The organism is Gordonia jinhuaensis (genome assembly GCF_014639795.1).
GTDB classification, from domain to species: domain Bacteria; phylum Actinomycetota; class Actinomycetes; order Mycobacteriales; family Mycobacteriaceae; genus Gordonia_B; species Gordonia_B jinhuaensis.
Genome location: NZ_BMGC01000009.1, coordinates 1 through 16,793 on the forward strand (window position 1 = coordinate 1; position 16,793 = coordinate 16,793).

The following is a 16,793-nucleotide window of genomic DNA, read 5'->3' on the forward strand; positions in this document are numbered from 1 at the left end:
AACTCAACGAACGCCCCCGACAGACACTCGGCTTCTACACCCCACGCGAAAAGTTCGAAGCCCTCCTACGAGACAACGTTGCTTGCACGGGTTGACGGCTCTCAGGGCTGTTCCGTTACGTGACGGACGTCGGAGAATATATCGGTGGAAAACCGGTTTTCGATGGGCCGTATTCGGTGGCTCCGTCGGTCCGCGTGCGAGCAATTCGTGCACGTCAGTCCAGTAAATTCAGTGCAGTTCAGTACTGGGCGGACACCGGATGCGAGTCAGGATCCAGCGCGTCGGCGAAGGTCGCGATGTCGGCGAGGATGCCGGCGGCGAGGTCGGCGGGTGCGAAGCTCGCGCGCACCGAAGCGGTCGCCACCTCGGCGACCGTCGCGAGGTCCCAGCCGAAGGTCTGCGCGCAGTCGGCGTACTCGTCCTCGATACGCACCCCCATCGGGCCAGGGTCGTCGGTGTTGATCGACACGGTGACCCCCGCGCGGCGGAGCCGGTCGATCGGATGCTCGGCGAGGCTCCCGTACAGGTGGGTGCCGGCGACGTTGGACCGCGGGCAGATCCCCAGACCGATCCCGCGGGCCACGAGCGTGTCGACCAGACGCGGATCCTCGATCGCGCGGACCCCGTGGTCGATGCGATCGGCGTGCAGCAGGTCGATCGCAGCCCAGACACTGTCGGGGCCGCTGGACTCGCCGGTGTGGACGGTGCGGCGCAATCCCTCCGCGCGTGCACGGTCGAAGGCAGGGGCGAGGCGGGAGTTGGAGTCACCGGCCTGCGACTCGTCCCCGTCGACCGACAGTGCCACGACCCGGGGGAGTCGTGAGCGAACCATCGTGTCCACCACCTCGAGCGCCGAGTCGGTGTCCTGTTGGCGCAGGAGCGAGACGCACAGTTGCGCTTGACAGAGACCATCACCGGCGGCGGTGTCGAAACCCTCGCAGATCGCGCGCAGGAACTCCTCCAGTCGATGCCCCCACGGCGACCAGTGGGTGGGGTTGACGATGATGTCGGCGTAGCGCACCCCTGATGCGCTCTCCCGCGCGCAGGCCCGGTAGGCCAGTGTCCGCAGCGTCTCGTAGTCCTCGACCAGTGATCCCTCCCAGTCGAGGAAGGCGAGGAATCGCCCGACCCCCATGCCGGTCACCGCGGCACTGGTCGGATCGAGTTCGACGGTGTGGGTGGACAGGTCGAACAGGGAGGCTGCCGGCCCGGGCAGTGTCGCACCGTTTCGGCGGGCCAACAGCATGAGGTCGGCGAGGTCGAAGCACCCTTCCAGGTGCAGGTGGACCTCCGCCTTGGGTAGGGCGCGGGCCAGTTCGGGGGTGATCGCAGGTGCCGCAGACTCGATACTCATCGGTCAAGTGGTACACGGGAATTGCGGTGTCGGCACGGCGTGGCGGCGGATGTGCAGTCGGCTGCGCGCGAATCAGGTGTGTTGGTCAGACCCGATCGTGCCTACGAGATGCTCTCGTGCCTACCGACGGCGTAGGCACGGCGACATGACGTAGGCACAGCGATATGTCGTAGCCACAGCGGTTGTTGTGACACGGCGGTACGGTGGGTTGCCGCCCAGTGGCAGTCAGCGATTACCGCTGTGGTGTGTCGGTGTCATAGCTGAGGTTGAGCGGGCCGTCGATCACTGCGGGTGCCGTCCCGGATGACTCACCCAGGATCTCCTCGCCGTTCTTCACCGATTGCAGCAGCTTGGAGGGCTTGTGTCCCTTGTCCTTGTCGCCGCCACCGGCAGCGCCTGCCGCACGCGATGCGACGGGTGCACCTGACTGCGCCGAGGAGCCCGCCGATGCCGATGCCCTCGCGGCGGCCGCCTCCCGCGCGGCCAAGGATTCCGCTGCGGCCGCGCGTTGGGCGAGTTTCGCCTCGTTCGCCGCGCCGAGTGCGCCGGCACCGCCACCCACGCCACCTGCGCCTGCCACGCCGCCGAGTGATCCCAGTGAGCCGAGTTTCCCGCCGGCGCCTGCCGCGCCGCCGGTCCCACCGCCCATCGCGGATGCAGTCGGAGAGGCGTGCAGGGCAGCCAGTTCGGACGGGGCGAGGTCGGTGTTGCTGTCGGCACCACCCACGCCTCCCCGAGTGAGTCCGGATCCGGGCCCACCTTCGACGGCATCGGCCAGCCCGTTGGATGACGCTGCGCCAGAGGGTGATTCGGGAATGCCGGGAGATGTGGACGACGGACCGAGAGTGTTGGCGTCGGCGGCGGCCTTCGCTGCGGCGCTGGCGCGGGAGTCCTCACGCAACGCCATCACCGCAGACCCGCCGCCACCGGAACCGCCACCACCGCTGAGCGAGGCGAAGCCTCCGACCCCTCCTCCCGAGCCTGAAGAACTGCTCGCCGGGGTGGGCAGAGCGATCACCGGATTGTAGGGGTCGGTGGGCTTGGGCATCGCGCCGCCGGCATCGGTGATACCGGGAACGTACAACGCGCTCATGGCATCTCGCGCCATCTGCGTGAGGCGTGCCTGCTGCTGGGTGTAGCGGGTGAGTTGCGCAGGCAGGGTCATCGTCGGCGACAGTGAGTCCATCGTGGGCTCGTTGGGAACGCGGGCCTTGAAGGTGCCCAGTTGCTCGCACAGACGCATCACAGTATTGCCGGCTTGGTTCGCTTCGGTGCTCATCGCGGTCCCCGAGGCGATGTACTGGCTGATGCCGCTGCGCATGGAGTCGGCGGCGACACCACTCCAGCTGCCGTCGTTACCGAGGTCTGTGGAGATGTCATGGGAGAGTTGCTCGAAGACGCGGGCCAAGCCCGCCGACAGCTTGAACCAAGCGCGGCCAACTGCACTGAGGAGCTCCGGCTTGATGTCGAGACTGTGCGCCTTGATGTCGGCGAGACCGTAGCTGTACGGCGATTCCGGATGCGCGGTGGTGGGCAGAAATCCACCCGAGAAGTCTTTGGCGTTCTTGCTGAAGTCCGGGGCAGTACAGACGGTAGGATCGGTGGAATACGCTCCACCGGTGGGCTTTACATGATCGAGGTTCACGGCGTTGTCGTGTTCGGTCTGCTGGGTTGCCTTGCCTGCGGCTCGTACTGCGTTGGTGATTTCGTTGAGCGTAGTTCGCATGTCGTTCACGTTCTGGACAAACGCCCTTCCCATGGCGCTGAGATTCGTGGCCATCGCGTTACCGGAAGGGAACGTGCCGCATCCCTTGACGTCCTCGATCGCCAGCGATACTTCGTTTAAACCAGCGAAAGCCAAATATGCGCGGCCGCAGCTCGTGATGACTCGTGCGGCCGCCTCCGGGTCAAACGTGACGGCGCCGTTGGCGGCGCCATTCGCAAGCGATTGGAAGTACGTTGTGCCGTCGGTCATTTGGTGCTCAGCTCTGACGGTCGGGTGGGGATGTACGGGTAAAGCGCGCGTGCGACTTGGGTGACTTTGGCGCATGTATCGACGGGGTAATCGGCTTGTTTGCTGATGTACATGGCTGAACCGAAGAAGGTGCCGTAGGCGAGGGTGCATGACGTTTCGTCCGCAAAGCCGCTTCGAAAAGTATAGGCGGTCTGAGGGCCGATCGGGATGTTGGATTGTAGGATCCGCGCAGTGGGTTGGTGGATGAGTTCATCGATGCTTTGCGAAGTGATTGAGACGGTTGCCGACCATGAGGACGGGTATTGGCCGGTGGGGTCTGCGGCGTTGAATGAACAGGTGTTCAAAAGTTCCGAAGTGTGTGCATCCAGAGGGAAGCGGCCGAGGCTGGGGTCGAGTCCGGCGGCGCTAACGGCACTGTCGGGGAATCGTGGGCAGATGTTGATCATCCGGTCCAGGTACGGCGACGTCTTGCCTGGCGCGGGAGGGCTGGCGGTGACCGTCGACATGTCTTTGGTGGAGGTCGTGTTGTTGGGGTCGTCCTCCGAAGGTTCCTGCGCACCTACGGTGGTCGACGAGGCGGAGATCGCGGTGCCTCCCGACGTGCTGGAACACCCCGTGACCAGGCCGGCAACAGTCACGATGCTCGCTGCGATCCATGTCCACTTCTTCGCCCCCATCACGATCTGACACCCTACACAGCACACGGGGAATCGCCACAGAGGTTCAGTCGTCTGAACGACAACCACGGCGTCGGAACGCCTCACGGGCTCTGTTTCGATCGTGCCGTTCAGCCGCTCATCTCTGAGGGGCGCGTGGGGATGTATGGGTGGAGAGCGCGGGCGACCCTGATCGCAGTGGCGCACGTGTCGATCGGATAATCGGCTTCGGTGCCTACGAACATTGCTGAGCCGAAGAATGTCCCATAGGCGACAGTGCAGGTCTTTTCATTCTGCGACGTTAGTCGATAAACGTAGCCGGTGTGGGGACCAATGGGAACGTTGGATTGCAGAATCCGTGCTTCGGGTTGGTGGATGAGTCGATCGATGGCTACTGAAGTGATGCCGGCGGATGCTGCCCACGCTGACGGGTACTTACCGGTTGGATCGGCCGCGTTGAATGTGCAGCCGTTCAACAATCCTTTGGTCTTTGAACTGTCCGGAGTGCTCCCAAGGCTGGGGTCGAGTCCCGCGGCAATGACGGCGCTGTCGGGTATGCGTGGACAGATGTTGATCATCCGGTCCACATAAGGCGACCCTTTTCCTGGCGGGGGTGCGCTGGCGGTGACCGTCGACATGTCTTTGGTGGAGGTGATGTTGTTGGGGTCGTCCTCGGACAGTTCCTGCGCCGCTGCGGTGGTCGACGAGGCGGGGGATGAGGTGCCCCCAGACGAGCTGGAACACCCGGTGAACAGGCAGGCAACCGTCACGATGCTCGCTGCTATGTATGTCCACTTCGTCGCCCCCACCACGAGCGCTTACCCTACAGAGCCCTACGGAGCACACAGGGCGACGGAGTCCCAGTCGGCGCCTCAGGCCGTGTAAGCCTCCATCAGATCGTCGCGACGTTGCTTGACCGTACGCAGACACCGGAGGATCAGCGCCGCAAGTTGTTCGGGGCCAACGGGTTCGGCGCTCATTCTGCCGAAGTGGGTGTATACGTAGCGGCCGTCGTCGGGTTCATCGCGATACTCGAGGGAGATCTCCTGGGCGGGAATCGCGTCGCGAAGACTCCCCGCGCGCACGACGATACTGCCGGTGGTGTGGCGAGTCGGGCTGAGATAGAACGAGCGTGCGGCGTCGTGTGCCGGGTCCGGGATCTCGTGGACGAGAAACGTCGGACGATCAGCACCGGCATGCTGATCGTCGCCGTTGTTGTCCAGTCCTTCGATCGCCGGCAACCTGCCCGGCCCGGGCGAGGGTGGAAGCATCCGGACAATCTGTGTCGTCCACCGCGACCAGGGAACCTGCGCGATCTGAATGCGCCCGCCGACCTCCGGGGTGGGCCCCGGACGTTGAATGGCGATCGTGGCGAAACCCGCCGGATGCCCACCGGAGAAGATGCGGATGCGGCCTCTCGGATCGTCGAGATCTCGGACATCGAAGCCCAGAACTTCGATGGTGTAGGTGGACCGAAATAGTGCCGCGAACATCGCCTCCTGGTCGGCGCTGAGTGAGGCGAGCAGTTCGTCGCGGGCGCGTAACTCCATGCCCTCGGCCTGGTCCACCGTTGTGATCTCGCCGGTTCCGTAGGTGAAGTTCAGCGGAAGGTCGTCACCCATCATGTGCTGCCACAGCACGCGGAACTGCATGGTCGACAGACTCCACGCTGACATGAACCCTCCGCTTTCTCCCTGTTCTGGCGCCCGAGAATCGTAACCGGGCGTCGCTGGTCAGTCCGCAGCACCGGCGCGCACCATTCCCAGTGCCTCCGACCACTTCACCTTCGAGCCGGTTCGTAGAATCGACCGCTGATAGATGCGTGCGGCGATCCACACCGCGACCGCACACAGCAACGCCATCGACACGAAGGTCACGATCACCTGGACTGCGGTTGTGTGTCCGGTGGCGATCCGGATGGGCATGGTCGAGGCGGAGAACGGTGGGATCCAGCTGATCACCCTCATGAAGGTCGAATCCAGCGACGCGACACCGAAATAACCGACGTACATCACCGCCATGACGAGAAATGTCAACGGTGTCGCCGTGGAACCGAGGTCCTCCTGCCGCGACACCATCGCGCCGGTGGCTGCGTACAACGAAGCGAAGAAACCGAATCCGAGGATGAACCACGCCAGCGTGGCCAGATATGTCCACAGCGCCGTGGTGGGGATGGAGACGAGCCCGGTGGCTGTCGCGGTGATGAGGGCCGCCGCACCCAGCACCACCACCTGGGCGAAGGCGATCGCGCCGATGCCCAGGATCTTGCCCCACATCAGTTGCAGCGGCCGTGTGGTGGACAGCAGGATCTCCACGACTCGCGACGTCTTCTCCTCGACCACGCCCCCGGCCACCATCATCCCGCTGGTGAGCACGGTGAACATCAGCAACGACATGCCCACCAGTGCGATAGCGATCCGCTGCCCCTCGTCGGGCCTGTCGGGGGTGGTCGCCACCGTGGTGAACGTCGACGCGGTGGTGACCTCGTCGAGGTCGACACCGCGGGCGGCGAGTGCGGTGGACAGGCCGTATTGTGCTGTAGCTGAACGGAGAACGCCTTCCAGTGACGCGTCGGGAGTGGACTTGCTGATCGCGGTGTAGGTCTGCTTCCCGTTATCGGTACTCGACACCAACGCGATGTCGAGTCTGCCGGCGGCCACATCAGAGCGTGCTGCGTCGGCGGAGTCGACCGCTCGTAGCCGGACCGATGTGCCGGTGGCCTGTGCGGTCTGCGTGATCTGCTCCGACAGGCCTGTTGATGCGTTGACCGTTCCGATCGTCGCGGGTTTGTCCGAGCCGCCCGCGAACGCCGACCACACGATGATGCCGACCACGATCACCACCAGCAGCAGCACCGTGGTGACCAGATATGAGCGGGTGCGTGCGCGGGTGCTGATCTCGCGGCGGGCGATCAGCAGGACCGGGTTGTTCGATCGTGTGCTCATGCGGACACCACCTCGCGGAAGAGTTCGGTGAGATCGGGTGTGGTCCGGGCGAATTCGTGCACCGCACCCTGCGCCAGTGCCGTGGTGAGGATCAACTGGTCGTCGGCGCCATCAGCCAGTCGCAGCCGGGTGCAGCCGGGCTCATAGGAGGTCTCGCTCACATGGGGGAGACCCTGCGCCCAACCGGGCGATTGGTCGCCGCGGACCGTGAGGGTGCTGCCATTTCGCGAGCGCAATTCGTCGACGGTCCCCAGTGCGCGCATCCTCCCTGATGCGATGATGCCGACCCGATGACAGATCCGCTGGACGAGGTCGAGCTGATGGCTGGAGAAGATGGTCGGAACGCCCTGCGCCGCTTTCTCTGTGAGTACGTCGCTCATCACATCGACGGCAACCGGGTCGAGTCCGGAGAATGGTTCGTCGAGGACGAGCACCGCGGGATCGTGGACCAGTGCTGCGGCGAGTTGCACGCGCTGCTGATTGCCGAGGCTGAGATCTGCCACGTTGTCGTCGAACCGCTCGTCAATACCGAGGCGTTCGGTCCAGGCACGCGCCGACGCTCTCGCTGCAGCCGGCGTCATACCGTGCAGCGCTGCGAGAAACTGTAGTTGCGCACCGACTTTCATCTTCGGGTAGAGACCGCGTTCCTCGGGCATATAGCCGATCCGACGACGGGCCGAGAAGTCGAGAGGTTCGTCGCCGAGGAGCACACGTCCGGAGTCGGCAGCGAGAACGCCGAGAATTATCCGCATCGTGGTGGATTTTCCGGCCCCGTTGCTACCGACGAATCCGAAGAGTTCGCCGGGTGCCACGTGGAAGGTCAGGTCGTCGAGTGCGAGGAGGCTGCCGTAGCGTTTGGTCAGATGCTCCACGGTCAGTGACCCGGCGGTTCGCGGTGAGTCGGCGAGACCTGTGTGGCCGGGTTCGGTGGCAATGGGGCGTGCCGACGTGCGGTCAGCGTTCGATGTCGGTGGCATGGAAACCCTCGCTGGTGTGGTCGAGTTCTGCTGTATCGCCGAGACCTTCTGTCTCGTTGAGTGGTTCGGCGGCTCCCATCCACAGTGCGGTCAGCGTGTTCGGGATACACCCGGCGATGGCGAGCAGGGTGATCTGCAGGATCGCCACGCCGTAGACCCATTGCGACGGAACGGAGTGTCGAAATGTCAGCGCGATGAGAACGAAGTAGGGGATGAACATCAGTGAGAACACGCTGATGTAGCCGATGCTGCGTGCTGAATTACGTTGTGCCAACTGTAATTCGTCCAGAGCCGAGACCGGCGCATCACCTACCGAACCGGTGATGGCGCGGACTAGCAGCATTAGCGCGATGGTGATCACCAGTAGTGGTGCGTAGGCGATCCAGAACAGCGGAGTGAAGAAGGCGGTGACCGAGGCGGCGAGCAGGAGCGCGAGAACGCCCCACTGGATGGTCAACACGAGACGGATGCCGCGGTGGTTGCGCAGGCCGGTGAAGCGATGGGCGTTGCGCGCCATGATCTTCTCGTGGCGCCGTGCGCGCCAGTTATCGTAGCGGGCCCAAACTTCCGGGCCGCGGGTACTGAGTGGGTCGTAGGGGTCGAAGGTCATTGCGTGGCCCCGTCCTGTCGGGAATACAACTGTCGCGACATGGAGTCGAATTCGTGGCGACTGAACACTGCCTCCACGGGGAGTCCGAAGACGTCGCAGATGCGGAATGCGAGATCGAGGCTGGGGTAGTTGTCCCCGCGCTCGAGGGCGCCCACCGACTGGACGTTGATGCCGACGAGCTGCGCGAGTTGTGCTCGCGACATGTGGTGCTCGGCCCTGAGCACGGCGATGCGGTTGAAGATGGGGAGCTTCTCGCCCCGCCGCACCGGACTCATGAACCCTAGTGTTGGGAAAACACAACAAGTTGTCAAGTGCAGGCAACGTATAGCGGACGGGATGCCTGCGGGGTGGCAGGTTGCTGCGCCGATCACGTTGCGGGTGCCTACGAGAAGCACCGGTGCCTACCGAATGCGTAGGCACCGGTGCTTCTGGTAGGCACAACAGCATCTCGTAGGCACAACCGCAACTGGTAGGCACGGCAGCATCTGGTAGGCACAGCAGCAACTGTGGCTACGCGAGTGCCGGACGAGGCGCTCAGACGGTGGCGGTCTCGCGCGTTCCGGGGCGCAACTCCACCACGCGATCTGCCATGGCGGCCAGACGGGTGTCGTGGGTGATCAGCAGTGTCGCGCGACCAGTTGCCAGGCGGCGCAAGGGTTCGGCGATCCGGTCGACGGTGGCGTCGTCGAGTCCGGTGGTCGGTTCGTCGAGGATCAACACCTCGGTATCGCGCAACATGGCACGCGCGATGGCGATGCGCTGGCGCTGGCCACCGGAGAGTGTCAACCCCTCCTCGTCGAGGCGGGTGTCGTAGCCGTCGGGGAGTTCTGTGATGAACGAGTGGGCATCGGCGGCGATGGCGGCGGCCACGATCTCGGCGCGCGTAGAGGTGTGGGTCCCGTAGGCGATGTTGTCGGCGATCGAAGCCGCCTTGATCACCGTGTGCTGGGGCAGCAGAGTCACGTGATCGCGCACCGACGAGGCGGTCAGAGTGCGAATGTCTGTGTCGCCGAGAAGGATACTGCCACGTTGTGGGGTTTCGAATCGTGTGATCAGTCCGGCGAGGGTGCTCTTGCCGGTGCCGCTGGGGCCGACGAGTGCGGTGATCGCCCCTGCCTCGATGTCGAGGTCGAGGTCGCGCAGGACCGGATGGTCGTCGTAACCGAAGGTGACACCTCGGACGTGCACCGACACCGACCGGCTCGACGACGAGAAGTCCTGTGCGCCGGCCTCGTCGACGTCGGCGGCCGGCAGATCGAGCAGTGTTGCGACACGATCGGCGCTGACCACCGCCGCGCTCACGTCGAGGACGAGGTCGGCGAGGTTCTGGATGCGCGGGTAGAGATAGCCGAGATAGCCCGTGAGTGCGAGCAGTTGCCCCACCGACAACGATCCGTTGCGGACCTGCCAGACGCCGACGACGGCCATCGCCAGCGTGAGGATCACCTGGACCACCGCCATCACCGCGCCGAATCCGGCCTCGACCTTGGTCTGCGCGATGCGTGCGGACATCCAGGATCGGCCGTGGTCGGCCAGTGCCTGAGCCTCGCGGTGCTGCTGGTTGTAGGCAACCGTGGTCTCGTGGCCTGCCAGTGCCTGGGTCACGGCCACCGAGATATCGCCGTTGGCGCCGCGTTCGTCGCGGGTGGCGCGCGTCTGGGCGCGGCCGAACAGCGCGGAGATTCCCCACATCAGTGGAACGGCGACCACCGCGGTCAACGCGACCTGCCAGCTCATCACGAATGCGGCGACCGCCAGCCCGATCGCGGAGAGTCCCGACACCACGAGCTGCATGAGGCCTGAACCGGTGAGGTGCTCGACGGCCTCGAGATCGCTGGTGTGTCGGGCGACGAGATCACCCAGACCGAATGTGCGGTGTGTTCGCGGGCTGAGCTTTTGCACATGCGCGAAGAGTTGGGATCGCAGACGCAGCACCACGCGCTCGGACATTCCGATCGACAGGATCTGTCCCCAATAGTCTGCGATCGCGCCGGCGAGTGTGAGCGCCATCCAGATGGCCGCCGAACGCAGGAGCGCCGAGGAGCCACCCGACAACGCGGAATCGATCACGTCGGACAGTACGAAGACGGCAATGATCTCGGTGACGGCCGCCCCGACCAGCAGTGTTCCGGCAGCCGCGAAGCGCCCGCCCTCACCCTTGAGTAGGACCACGAAGCGGCGAAACGCCGCCACGGCACTCATCGGTGGGGTGTCGACGGTGGAGTCGTACATCGCGGACGCTTCCCTTCGTGGTTCGTGGTTCGTGGTTCGTGGTTCGTGGTTCGTGGTTCGGCACCAAGACGTTGCGGGCGTGGGCTTGTCAGAAGGCTGCCGATGTGGAGGCACCGTCAGCCGAGGATGTGAGAACAAGGATCTCGCCGGGCCCCGACACCCAGGCGAGATCAGTTGTCATCGGCGCAAGCCGGGAATGCTCACTGCCAAACCCACACCCAGCGATGCAGGCGACGGTCCCAGATGCGCACGCGGCGGCGAGGGCGGAAGGGCGCACGCTGCGGCTGGCCGGTGGGGCGGGCAGGAGTGTTCGGAGTGTGGTTCATGGTGAGTTCCCTTCGTTGGAAAGCCGGTGTCCTTCACCGGCTTTCGTAAGGTAGGTGGTGAATCTGGTCGGGAGCTGTCGTGTGGATGTGTGCGCGCTGGGGGGATGCTGTCACCGAGCTGTCAACCTGGGAGAGTGCTGTGGGCCGGCGTGTCGACTGGCATCGCCGACCAGTCGCACGCACGTCGGCGCCGGGACCGTCCTCGGTCCCGGCGCAGGAGGTGTCGTGGTCAGATCAGGCGAGATCGCGTCCGATCCACCGTCGTGCTCAGTACTGCCACTTCCAGATCCACTGGCGGGTACGGCGATCCCACACCCGCACGCGGCGACGAGCGACGGGTCCGGCCGCGTGCGAGGTGGGGCGCTGGGCGGGGGAGGAGTGATTCATGACTGTGTCCTTTCGATCTGTGCTGCCTCGATGCAGCTTCGGCGTTCTCGCCGACAACAGCGAAGGTATGAGGCGAATCTGGACGCGCTCTGTCAGCCGGGTGCCGATCGGCTCGGCGGCGGCTTCGGATGCTTACAGCCACCGAGCGGCCTCCGGGATTACGCGAGAGGGACCACAATGGTCAGCGGGGGCGAGAGCAGCGAGTCATAGAACGAAGGGCTGAGTCATGACGCGAAAGAACTACACCTCCGAGGGTATTGATGTCTCGTTCGACGGGTCCCGGTGTCTGCATTTCGCCGAGTGCATCCGGGGTCTGGGATCGGTGTTCGACACCGGCAAGCGGCCGTGGATCCAGCCGGCCAACGCCGCACCCGACGATGTCGCCGAGGTGATCAGACGTTGTCCGTCGGGAGCGCTGCGGTATCACCGCCATGTCGACGGACCCGAGGCCGAGGAGCAGCCGCATGTCCCGACCGACGTGATTCCACTCGCCGATGGGCCGCTCGTCCTCGACGGCGATCTTCGGATCCACACCCCCGCAGGTGATGTCGACGAGCGGCGGGCCAGCCTGTGCGCATGCACGAAGACCGGGAACGCGCCCTACTGCGACGGGACGTGCGATTTCACCAGGGTCCCAGGACTTCTCGAGACCTGAGTGGGATGTAATACCCCCGGTCGCCCGAAATTCCGAGTCACCCGAGATCCCCGAGTCGCCCGGAAATGCTGAATCACGCGAACGTCTCGAATCACCCGAGCGTCGGATAGGTGTCAGGTCGCTTCGACGGTCTGGATCGCTGCCCGCGCCGCGGCGCGCCCGGCCCGATTGGCGCCGATGGTCGATGCCGACGGTCCGTAGCCGACCAGTTGCACACGAGGGTCCTTGGCCACGGTGGTGGCCAACTGTCCGGTCATCACGATCCCACCACCGGGTTCGCGCAGGTGCAGCGGTGCCAGATGATCCAGTGAGGCACGAAAACCCGTGCACCAGAACAAGACATCGACGTCGAGCGTGTCACCGTCATCCCATCGCACCCCGGTCGGTGTGATCTCGTGGAACATCGGATGCCAGTGGAAGAGCCCGTCTGCCTGCGCGGCCGCGATGGTCGGAGTGCGGGCCAGGCCGGTCACAGAGACGACCGAGGCCGGCGGGAGTCCAGCGCGGACGCGTTCGTCCACCTTCGCCACCGCTGCTCGCCCGTACTCGGCGGTGAAATCGTTGTCGGTGAAATGTGGTTTGCGGCGACTGGTCCAGAACACAGTGACGCCGTGGGCCTGCCGGGAGATCTCGATGAGCAGTTGGACGGCCGAGATCCCGGCACCGATCACGAGAACACGTTTGCCGTCGAAATCGCGGGGACCGCGGTAGTCGTGAGTGTGCAGCTGCGTGCCACCGAATGTGCCGATCCCCTCGACGTACGGGATGAAGGGCTGATCCCAGGTACCGGTCGCGTTGATGAGTGCGCGAGCGGCGATCACCGAGCCGTCGGCGGTCTCGGCCACCAGATACCGATCGTCCACAAGGTCGTCCCCAGCACCCTGATCGCCACGATCACCGGCCCAAGCGATGTCACCGCCGGCATCGGGGTAGGGCCCGCGGACCACCCGACGCACATCCACTGGACGTCGCACCTGCAGATCGAACCGCTGCTCGAAATCGGCGTAGTACAGGGGTACGGCCGTCGCGGCGGGCACCATGCCCTGATCGCCGCTGACGCTCTGCTGGCCCGTGAGCTCGTGCCCGCCCCTGGCGCCCTGCTCGATACTGGCGCCCTGCTCGATTCCTGCGGTCTGTCCGATATCGGCCGCGGCCAGAGACTCCGCGAGCCCGTAGCCGGGGAGGTCGTGGACGTGATTGGTGGTCGCCAGCGTCAGGGTGGGCCACCGGAACTGCCAGGCCCCGCCGGGGCCGGGATAGTGGTCGACGATCACGAACCGGTCGTGGAACCCGAACCGGCTCAAGAAGTACGCCGCGGACAGACCGGCTTGTCCGGCGCCGATCACGAGGATGTCGGTGCGCTCGATGATGAAGGGTCCTTCCGTCGGGCGGCGATGCGGATGCGGACGGAGCAGACCGACCGGCATCCGCAGACTCGGAGTGCGTGTCCGGCCCGTATCGCAGCCTAACGTCTGCGATACGGTGCTCAGATGAACTCCGATGGTGCAGGGCTGGTCACGGCGACGAGTTCACCGACACAGGTGACCACACTGGTGATCCGGCGTGCGGCCAAACGCAACGCACTCAACCACGATGTCGTCGATGCATTGTCGGGCGCAATGACGGGCGCGGTCGACGGCGGCGCGCGTGTCGTGGTGATCACCGGCGAGGGCGCGGCGTTCTCGGCGGGTGCGGATCTCTCGGGCGCCACCTACGACCAGTCCTTCCTCGACAAGCTCCGCGACCTGATACGCCAGATCGAGTCAGCACCCATCCCGATCATCGCTGCGGTCAACGGCTTTGCGCTCGGTGCCGGATTGCAGCTGGCGATGGCCGCGGACCTGAGGGTCCTCGCACCCGACGCCCTGTGCGGCGTTCCGGCCGCGAAAATCGGTGTCGCAGTCGATGACTGGACCATCAAGAGATTGGTGTCACTCACCAATTCAGGTGTTGCTGCCGGGGTGCTGATCGGTGCGCAACCGCTGGACGCCGACACCGCCCTGCGCCACGGCTTCGCCAACCGGATCGGCGATCTCGCCGAGGCGCAGGCGTGGGCCGAGCAGATCGCCACCTTCGCGCCGCTGACGCTCGCCCACGACAAGCTGGTGCTCAAAGACGATGGGGCGCAATCTCCGGCGCCGCAGGCGCACCTCGACGCGATGTACGCCGCCTGGAGGAGTCAGGATCTTCAGGAAGCCAGGACGGCGCGAGCCGAGAAGCGGACTCCCGTCTTCAAAGGGGTCTGACAGCACAGGAGGTCCGCGGTATAGTCGGGCGTCTGTCCGGCAGAGTGACCGACGTCATGTTAACGTGCGTGAAACACGTTGATAGTTCAGACGATACATGGTGTCCATAGCGTCCCGATGCATGTCGAATGAGACTGAATCGTCGCATCCGGACCACCACCACCCTCATCTGCATGAGCCGGAGGTGGTGACCGCCGATCCGGAGGACACCTCGATCACCGGCCCCGCTGCCGCGGTCACGCGTGAGTCGATGGAGGACTACACCCTGCGGTTCGCGCCACGCAGCTACCGCAAATGGGGGCCCGGGGTCGTCGCGATCTCGGCACTGGGCGGTATCGCCTACCTCGCCGACTTCGCCATCGGCGCCAACATCGGTATCGCCAACGGCACCGGAAACGCGTTGTGGGGCATCGGCTTCTTCGCCGTCGTCATCGCACTGACCGGCTTTCCGCTCGCGTACTACGGCGCTCGCTACAACATCGACCTGGACCTGATCACGCGCGGCAGCGGCTTCGGTTACTACGGCTCGGTCATCACCAACGTCATCTTCGCCAGCTTCACCTTCATCTTCTTCGCGCTCGAGGGCTCGATCATGGCGCAGGGTCTCAAACTCGGCCTGCACATCCCGCTGTGGATCGGCTATCTGCTCTCCTCGGTGCTGGTCATCCCGCTGGTGATCTACGGCATGAACACTCTTGCCAAGCTGCAGGTGTGGACCACCCCGCTGTGGCTGATCATGATGGTGTTGCCGTTCCTCTACCTGCTGTTCCGCCACCCGGATGCCATCAGTCACTTCTTCGCCTTCAGCGGTGCGGATTCCAACGGGCAACCCCTGCACAAGGGCGTGAGCTTCGCCGGCACGATGCTCGCCGCCGGCGTCTGTCTGTCACTCATCGCCCAGATCGCCGAGCAGATCGACTATCTGCGGTTCATGCCGCCGAAAACGCCGGAGAACTCACGCAAGTGGTGGGCGGCGACGATCATGGCCGGGCCGGGATGGGTCGTCTTCGGCGCGATCAAACAGATCATCGGCCTGTTCCTCGCGGTCTATCTGATCGGCGTGTCCGCCGACAACGTGGGCATCGCCAACCAGCCGGTCCATCAGTTCCTCGAGATCTACCAGGACTTCCTGCCGCACTGGCTGGCGCTGACCCTCGCGGTGATCCTGGTGGTGATCAGCCAGATCAAGATCAACGTGACCAACGCCTACTCGGGGTCGTTGGCGTGGACCAACTCGTTCACCCGGCTCACCAAGACCTACCCCGGTCGCATCGTGTTCCTGATCTTCAACGTCGCCATCGCCATCGTGCTGATGGAGGCCGACATGTTCAGCTTCCTCAACAACCTGCTGAACTTCTACGCCAACTGCGGTATCGCCTGGATCGTCGCGGTGGCCTCTGACATCGTGATCAACAAGTACGTCCTCGGTATCTCGCCAAGGCAGGCCGAATTCCGGCGTGGCATGCTCTACAGCTTCAACCCGGTGGGTGTCATCTCGGTGATCGTGGCCGCCGGCGCGTCGATCCTGGTGTTCTTCCACGTCTTCGGCGATGCCATCCAACCGTATTCGCCGATCGTGGCGCTGGTGCTGGCCTTCGTGCTGCCGCCGATCATCGCCATCGCCACCAAGGGCAAGTACTATCTGCGCCGCACCGACGACGGCATCGATCTGCCGATGTACGACGAGTACGGCAACCCGTCCGACGAGAAGTTGATGTGTGTGGTGTCGGGCGTCGAGTTCGAACGTCCCGACATGCTCGCCTCCAACGTCCCGGGACCCAACGGTGAGAAGCAGTACATCTCCTCACTTGCGCTGTCTTGCGACAAGTCCGGCGAACACGTTCTGCCCGAACAGAAGTAGCCGGGTTGGTGGGTTGATCGAGCGGGCCTCAGGAGGCCAGCTCGATCAACGTCGCGACCGTCGTGAGGTTGCGTGCGGTGCCCGCCACTCCAAGGCCGCGTTGAAGGGCGGCGGTGGTGAGCGTGCTGTTCGCGATACCGTCGGCGTAGCGGATGTGCACCTCGTCACCGATCACCCGCACCAGGTCGCCGCCGGCCTGATGGGCGTCGGTCAGATCGCTACAGAAGGCGGCAACCTTCTCGGCATCCGGTGTGGCGCACAGGAAGTGGATGTAGGAGAACTTCGGTTCGATCACCTCGAACGGGTACGCGTCGAATGCGGCGCGCACCTGGGCGACCGACCTGCTGATCACTTCGCGTTCATAGCCGAACTCGTCGGTGATGGCGCTCTCGAGTGCGCGATCGAAATCGGCGGGGGCGCCCGGCGGCGTGCAGATCAGATTGCCTGAGGCGATGTAGGTGGTCACCTCGGTGGCACCGAGGTGACTGGCGATCGAACGGAGCCGCGCCATCGGGAGTGTCGCGCCGCCCACGTTCACGGCGCGGATGAGCACGATGCGCCGCGACACG

At 64.7% G+C, this 16,793-nt stretch carries 15 protein-coding genes; 3 read left to right on the forward strand and 12 right to left on the reverse strand.

Features of this window, described 5'->3' with window-relative positions:
* Positions 1–238: 238 nt before the first annotated feature.
* The 10 genes from add to IEW22_RS08270 all read right to left on the reverse strand — a co-directional run bounded on the left by add (position 239) and on the right by IEW22_RS08270 (position 10,749).
* Positions 239–1,354 (reverse strand): adenosine deaminase, encoded by a 1,116-nt coding sequence (gene add, locus IEW22_RS08225; protein ID WP_188586137.1) that lies wholly within the window; start codon positions 1,352–1,354, stop codon positions 239–241.
* 232 nt (positions 1,355–1,586) lie between these two features.
* Positions 1,587–3,080 carry a hypothetical protein gene (locus IEW22_RS08230; RefSeq protein ID WP_188586138.1) on the reverse strand — a complete coding sequence of 498 codons (1,494 nt, stop codon included), beginning with the start codon at positions 3,078–3,080 and terminating at the stop codon, positions 1,587–1,589.
* 245 nt (positions 3,081–3,325) lie between these two features.
* Positions 3,326–4,006: a DUF3558 family protein gene (locus IEW22_RS08235; RefSeq protein ID WP_229742324.1), complete on the reverse strand. Its 681-nt coding sequence runs from the start codon at positions 4,004–4,006 to the stop codon at positions 3,326–3,328.
* A 110-nt stretch (positions 4,007–4,116) separates the two neighbouring features.
* Positions 4,117–4,797: a DUF3558 family protein gene (locus IEW22_RS08240; RefSeq protein WP_188586140.1), complete on the reverse strand. Its 681-nt coding sequence runs from the start codon at positions 4,795–4,797 to the stop codon at positions 4,117–4,119.
* A 60-nt stretch (positions 4,798–4,857) separates the two neighbouring features.
* Positions 4,858–5,661 carry an ESX secretion-associated protein EspG gene (locus IEW22_RS08245; protein WP_188586141.1) on the reverse strand — a complete coding sequence of 268 codons (804 nt, stop codon included), beginning with the start codon at positions 5,659–5,661 and terminating at the stop codon, positions 4,858–4,860.
* A 57-nt stretch (positions 5,662–5,718) separates the two neighbouring features.
* Complete coding sequence (locus IEW22_RS08250) at positions 5,719–6,930, reverse strand: ABC transporter permease (protein WP_188586142.1); 1,212 nt, start codon at positions 6,928–6,930, stop codon at positions 5,719–5,721.
* Entirely contained in the window at positions 6,927–7,907 is a 981-nt protein-coding gene (locus IEW22_RS08255; RefSeq protein WP_188586143.1) for an ABC transporter ATP-binding protein, read from the reverse strand. The genes IEW22_RS08250 and IEW22_RS08255 overlap by 4 nt, the downstream gene beginning before the upstream one ends.
* Complete coding sequence (locus IEW22_RS08260) at positions 7,885–8,517, reverse strand: hypothetical protein (protein WP_188586144.1); 633 nt, start codon at positions 8,515–8,517, stop codon at positions 7,885–7,887. Before IEW22_RS08260 ends, IEW22_RS08255 begins: the two co-directional genes overlap by 23 nt.
* Positions 8,514–8,792 carry a helix-turn-helix transcriptional regulator gene (locus IEW22_RS08265; protein ID WP_188586145.1) on the reverse strand — a complete coding sequence of 93 codons (279 nt, stop codon included), beginning with the start codon at positions 8,790–8,792 and terminating at the stop codon, positions 8,514–8,516. The genes IEW22_RS08260 and IEW22_RS08265 overlap by 4 nt, the downstream gene beginning before the upstream one ends.
* A 259-nt stretch (positions 8,793–9,051) precedes the next feature.
* Positions 9,052–10,749 (reverse strand): ABC transporter ATP-binding protein, encoded by a 1,698-nt coding sequence (locus IEW22_RS08270; protein ID WP_229742306.1) that lies wholly within the window; start codon positions 10,747–10,749, stop codon positions 9,052–9,054.
* Positions 10,750–11,688: 939 nt separating this feature from the next.
* On the opposite strand from IEW22_RS08270, the gene IEW22_RS08275 reads away from it, so the two are divergent.
* Positions 11,689–12,117, forward strand: coding sequence for a (4Fe-4S)-binding protein (locus IEW22_RS08275; RefSeq protein ID WP_188586146.1), 429 nt, complete (start codon positions 11,689–11,691; stop codon positions 12,115–12,117).
* Positions 12,118–12,230: 113 nt separating this feature from the next.
* Here the strand turns inward: IEW22_RS08275 and IEW22_RS08280 are convergent, their stop codons facing one another.
* The gene (locus IEW22_RS08280; RefSeq protein ID WP_188586147.1) at positions 12,231–13,544 is read right to left on the reverse strand and encodes an NAD(P)-binding domain-containing protein; all 1,314 of its coding nucleotides are present in this window, start codon (positions 13,542–13,544) and stop codon (positions 12,231–12,233) included.
* Positions 13,545–13,607: 63 nt separating this feature from the next.
* Between IEW22_RS08280 and IEW22_RS08285 the strand changes: the two genes are divergently transcribed.
* Entirely contained in the window at positions 13,608–14,363 is a 756-nt protein-coding gene (locus IEW22_RS08285) for an enoyl-CoA hydratase (protein WP_188586148.1), read from the forward strand.
* A 250-nt stretch (positions 14,364–14,613) separates the two neighbouring features.
* Complete coding sequence (locus tag IEW22_RS08290) at positions 14,614–16,224, forward strand: purine-cytosine permease family protein (protein ID WP_373284156.1); 1,611 nt, start codon at positions 14,614–14,616, stop codon at positions 16,222–16,224.
* Positions 16,225–16,252: 28 nt separating this feature from the next.
* Here the strand turns inward: IEW22_RS08290 and IEW22_RS08295 are convergent, their stop codons facing one another.
* Positions 16,253–16,792, reverse strand: a complete 540-nt coding sequence (locus tag IEW22_RS08295) for a DUF1697 domain-containing protein (protein ID WP_188586149.1) — start codon at positions 16,790–16,792, stop codon at positions 16,253–16,255.
* Position 16,793 lies beyond the last annotated feature (1 nt).

Coding starts and splice junctions, on each gene's coding strand:
- add (WP_188586137.1), bottom strand. CDS start 1,354: ATGAGTATCGAGTCTGCGGCACCTGCGATCACCCCCGAACTGGCCCGC.
- IEW22_RS08230 (WP_188586138.1), bottom strand. CDS start 3,080: ATGCGAACTACGCTCAACGAAATCACCAACGCAGTACGAGCCGCAGGC.
- IEW22_RS08235 (WP_229742324.1), bottom strand. CDS start 4,006: ATGGGGGCGAAGAAGTGGACATGGATCGCAGCGAGCATCGTGACTGTT.
- IEW22_RS08245 (WP_188586141.1), bottom strand. CDS start 5,661: ATGTCAGCGTGGAGTCTGTCGACCATGCAGTTCCGCGTGCTGTGGCAG.
- IEW22_RS08250 (WP_188586142.1), bottom strand. CDS start 6,930: ATGAGCACACGATCGAACAACCCGGTCCTGCTGATCGCCCGCCGCGAG.
- IEW22_RS08255 (WP_188586143.1), bottom strand. CDS start 7,907: ATGCCACCGACATCGAACGCTGACCGCACGTCGGCACGCCCCATTGCC.
- IEW22_RS08260 (WP_188586144.1), bottom strand. CDS start 8,517: ATGACCTTCGACCCCTACGACCCACTCAGTACCCGCGGCCCGGAAGTT.
- IEW22_RS08265 (WP_188586145.1), bottom strand. CDS start 8,792: ATGAGTCCGGTGCGGCGGGGCGAGAAGCTCCCCATCTTCAACCGCATC.
- IEW22_RS08270 (WP_229742306.1), bottom strand. CDS start 10,749: ATGTACGACTCCACCGTCGACACCCCACCGATGAGTGCCGTGGCGGCG.
- IEW22_RS08275 (WP_188586146.1), top strand. CDS start 11,689: ATGACGCGAAAGAACTACACCTCCGAGGGTATTGATGTCTCGTTCGAC.
- IEW22_RS08280 (WP_188586147.1), bottom strand. CDS start 13,544: ATGCCGGTCGGTCTGCTCCGTCCGCATCCGCATCGCCGCCCGACGGAA.
- IEW22_RS08285 (WP_188586148.1), top strand. CDS start 13,608: ATGAACTCCGATGGTGCAGGGCTGGTCACGGCGACGAGTTCACCGACA.
- IEW22_RS08290 (WP_373284156.1), top strand. CDS start 14,614: ATGGAGGACTACACCCTGCGGTTCGCGCCACGCAGCTACCGCAAATGG.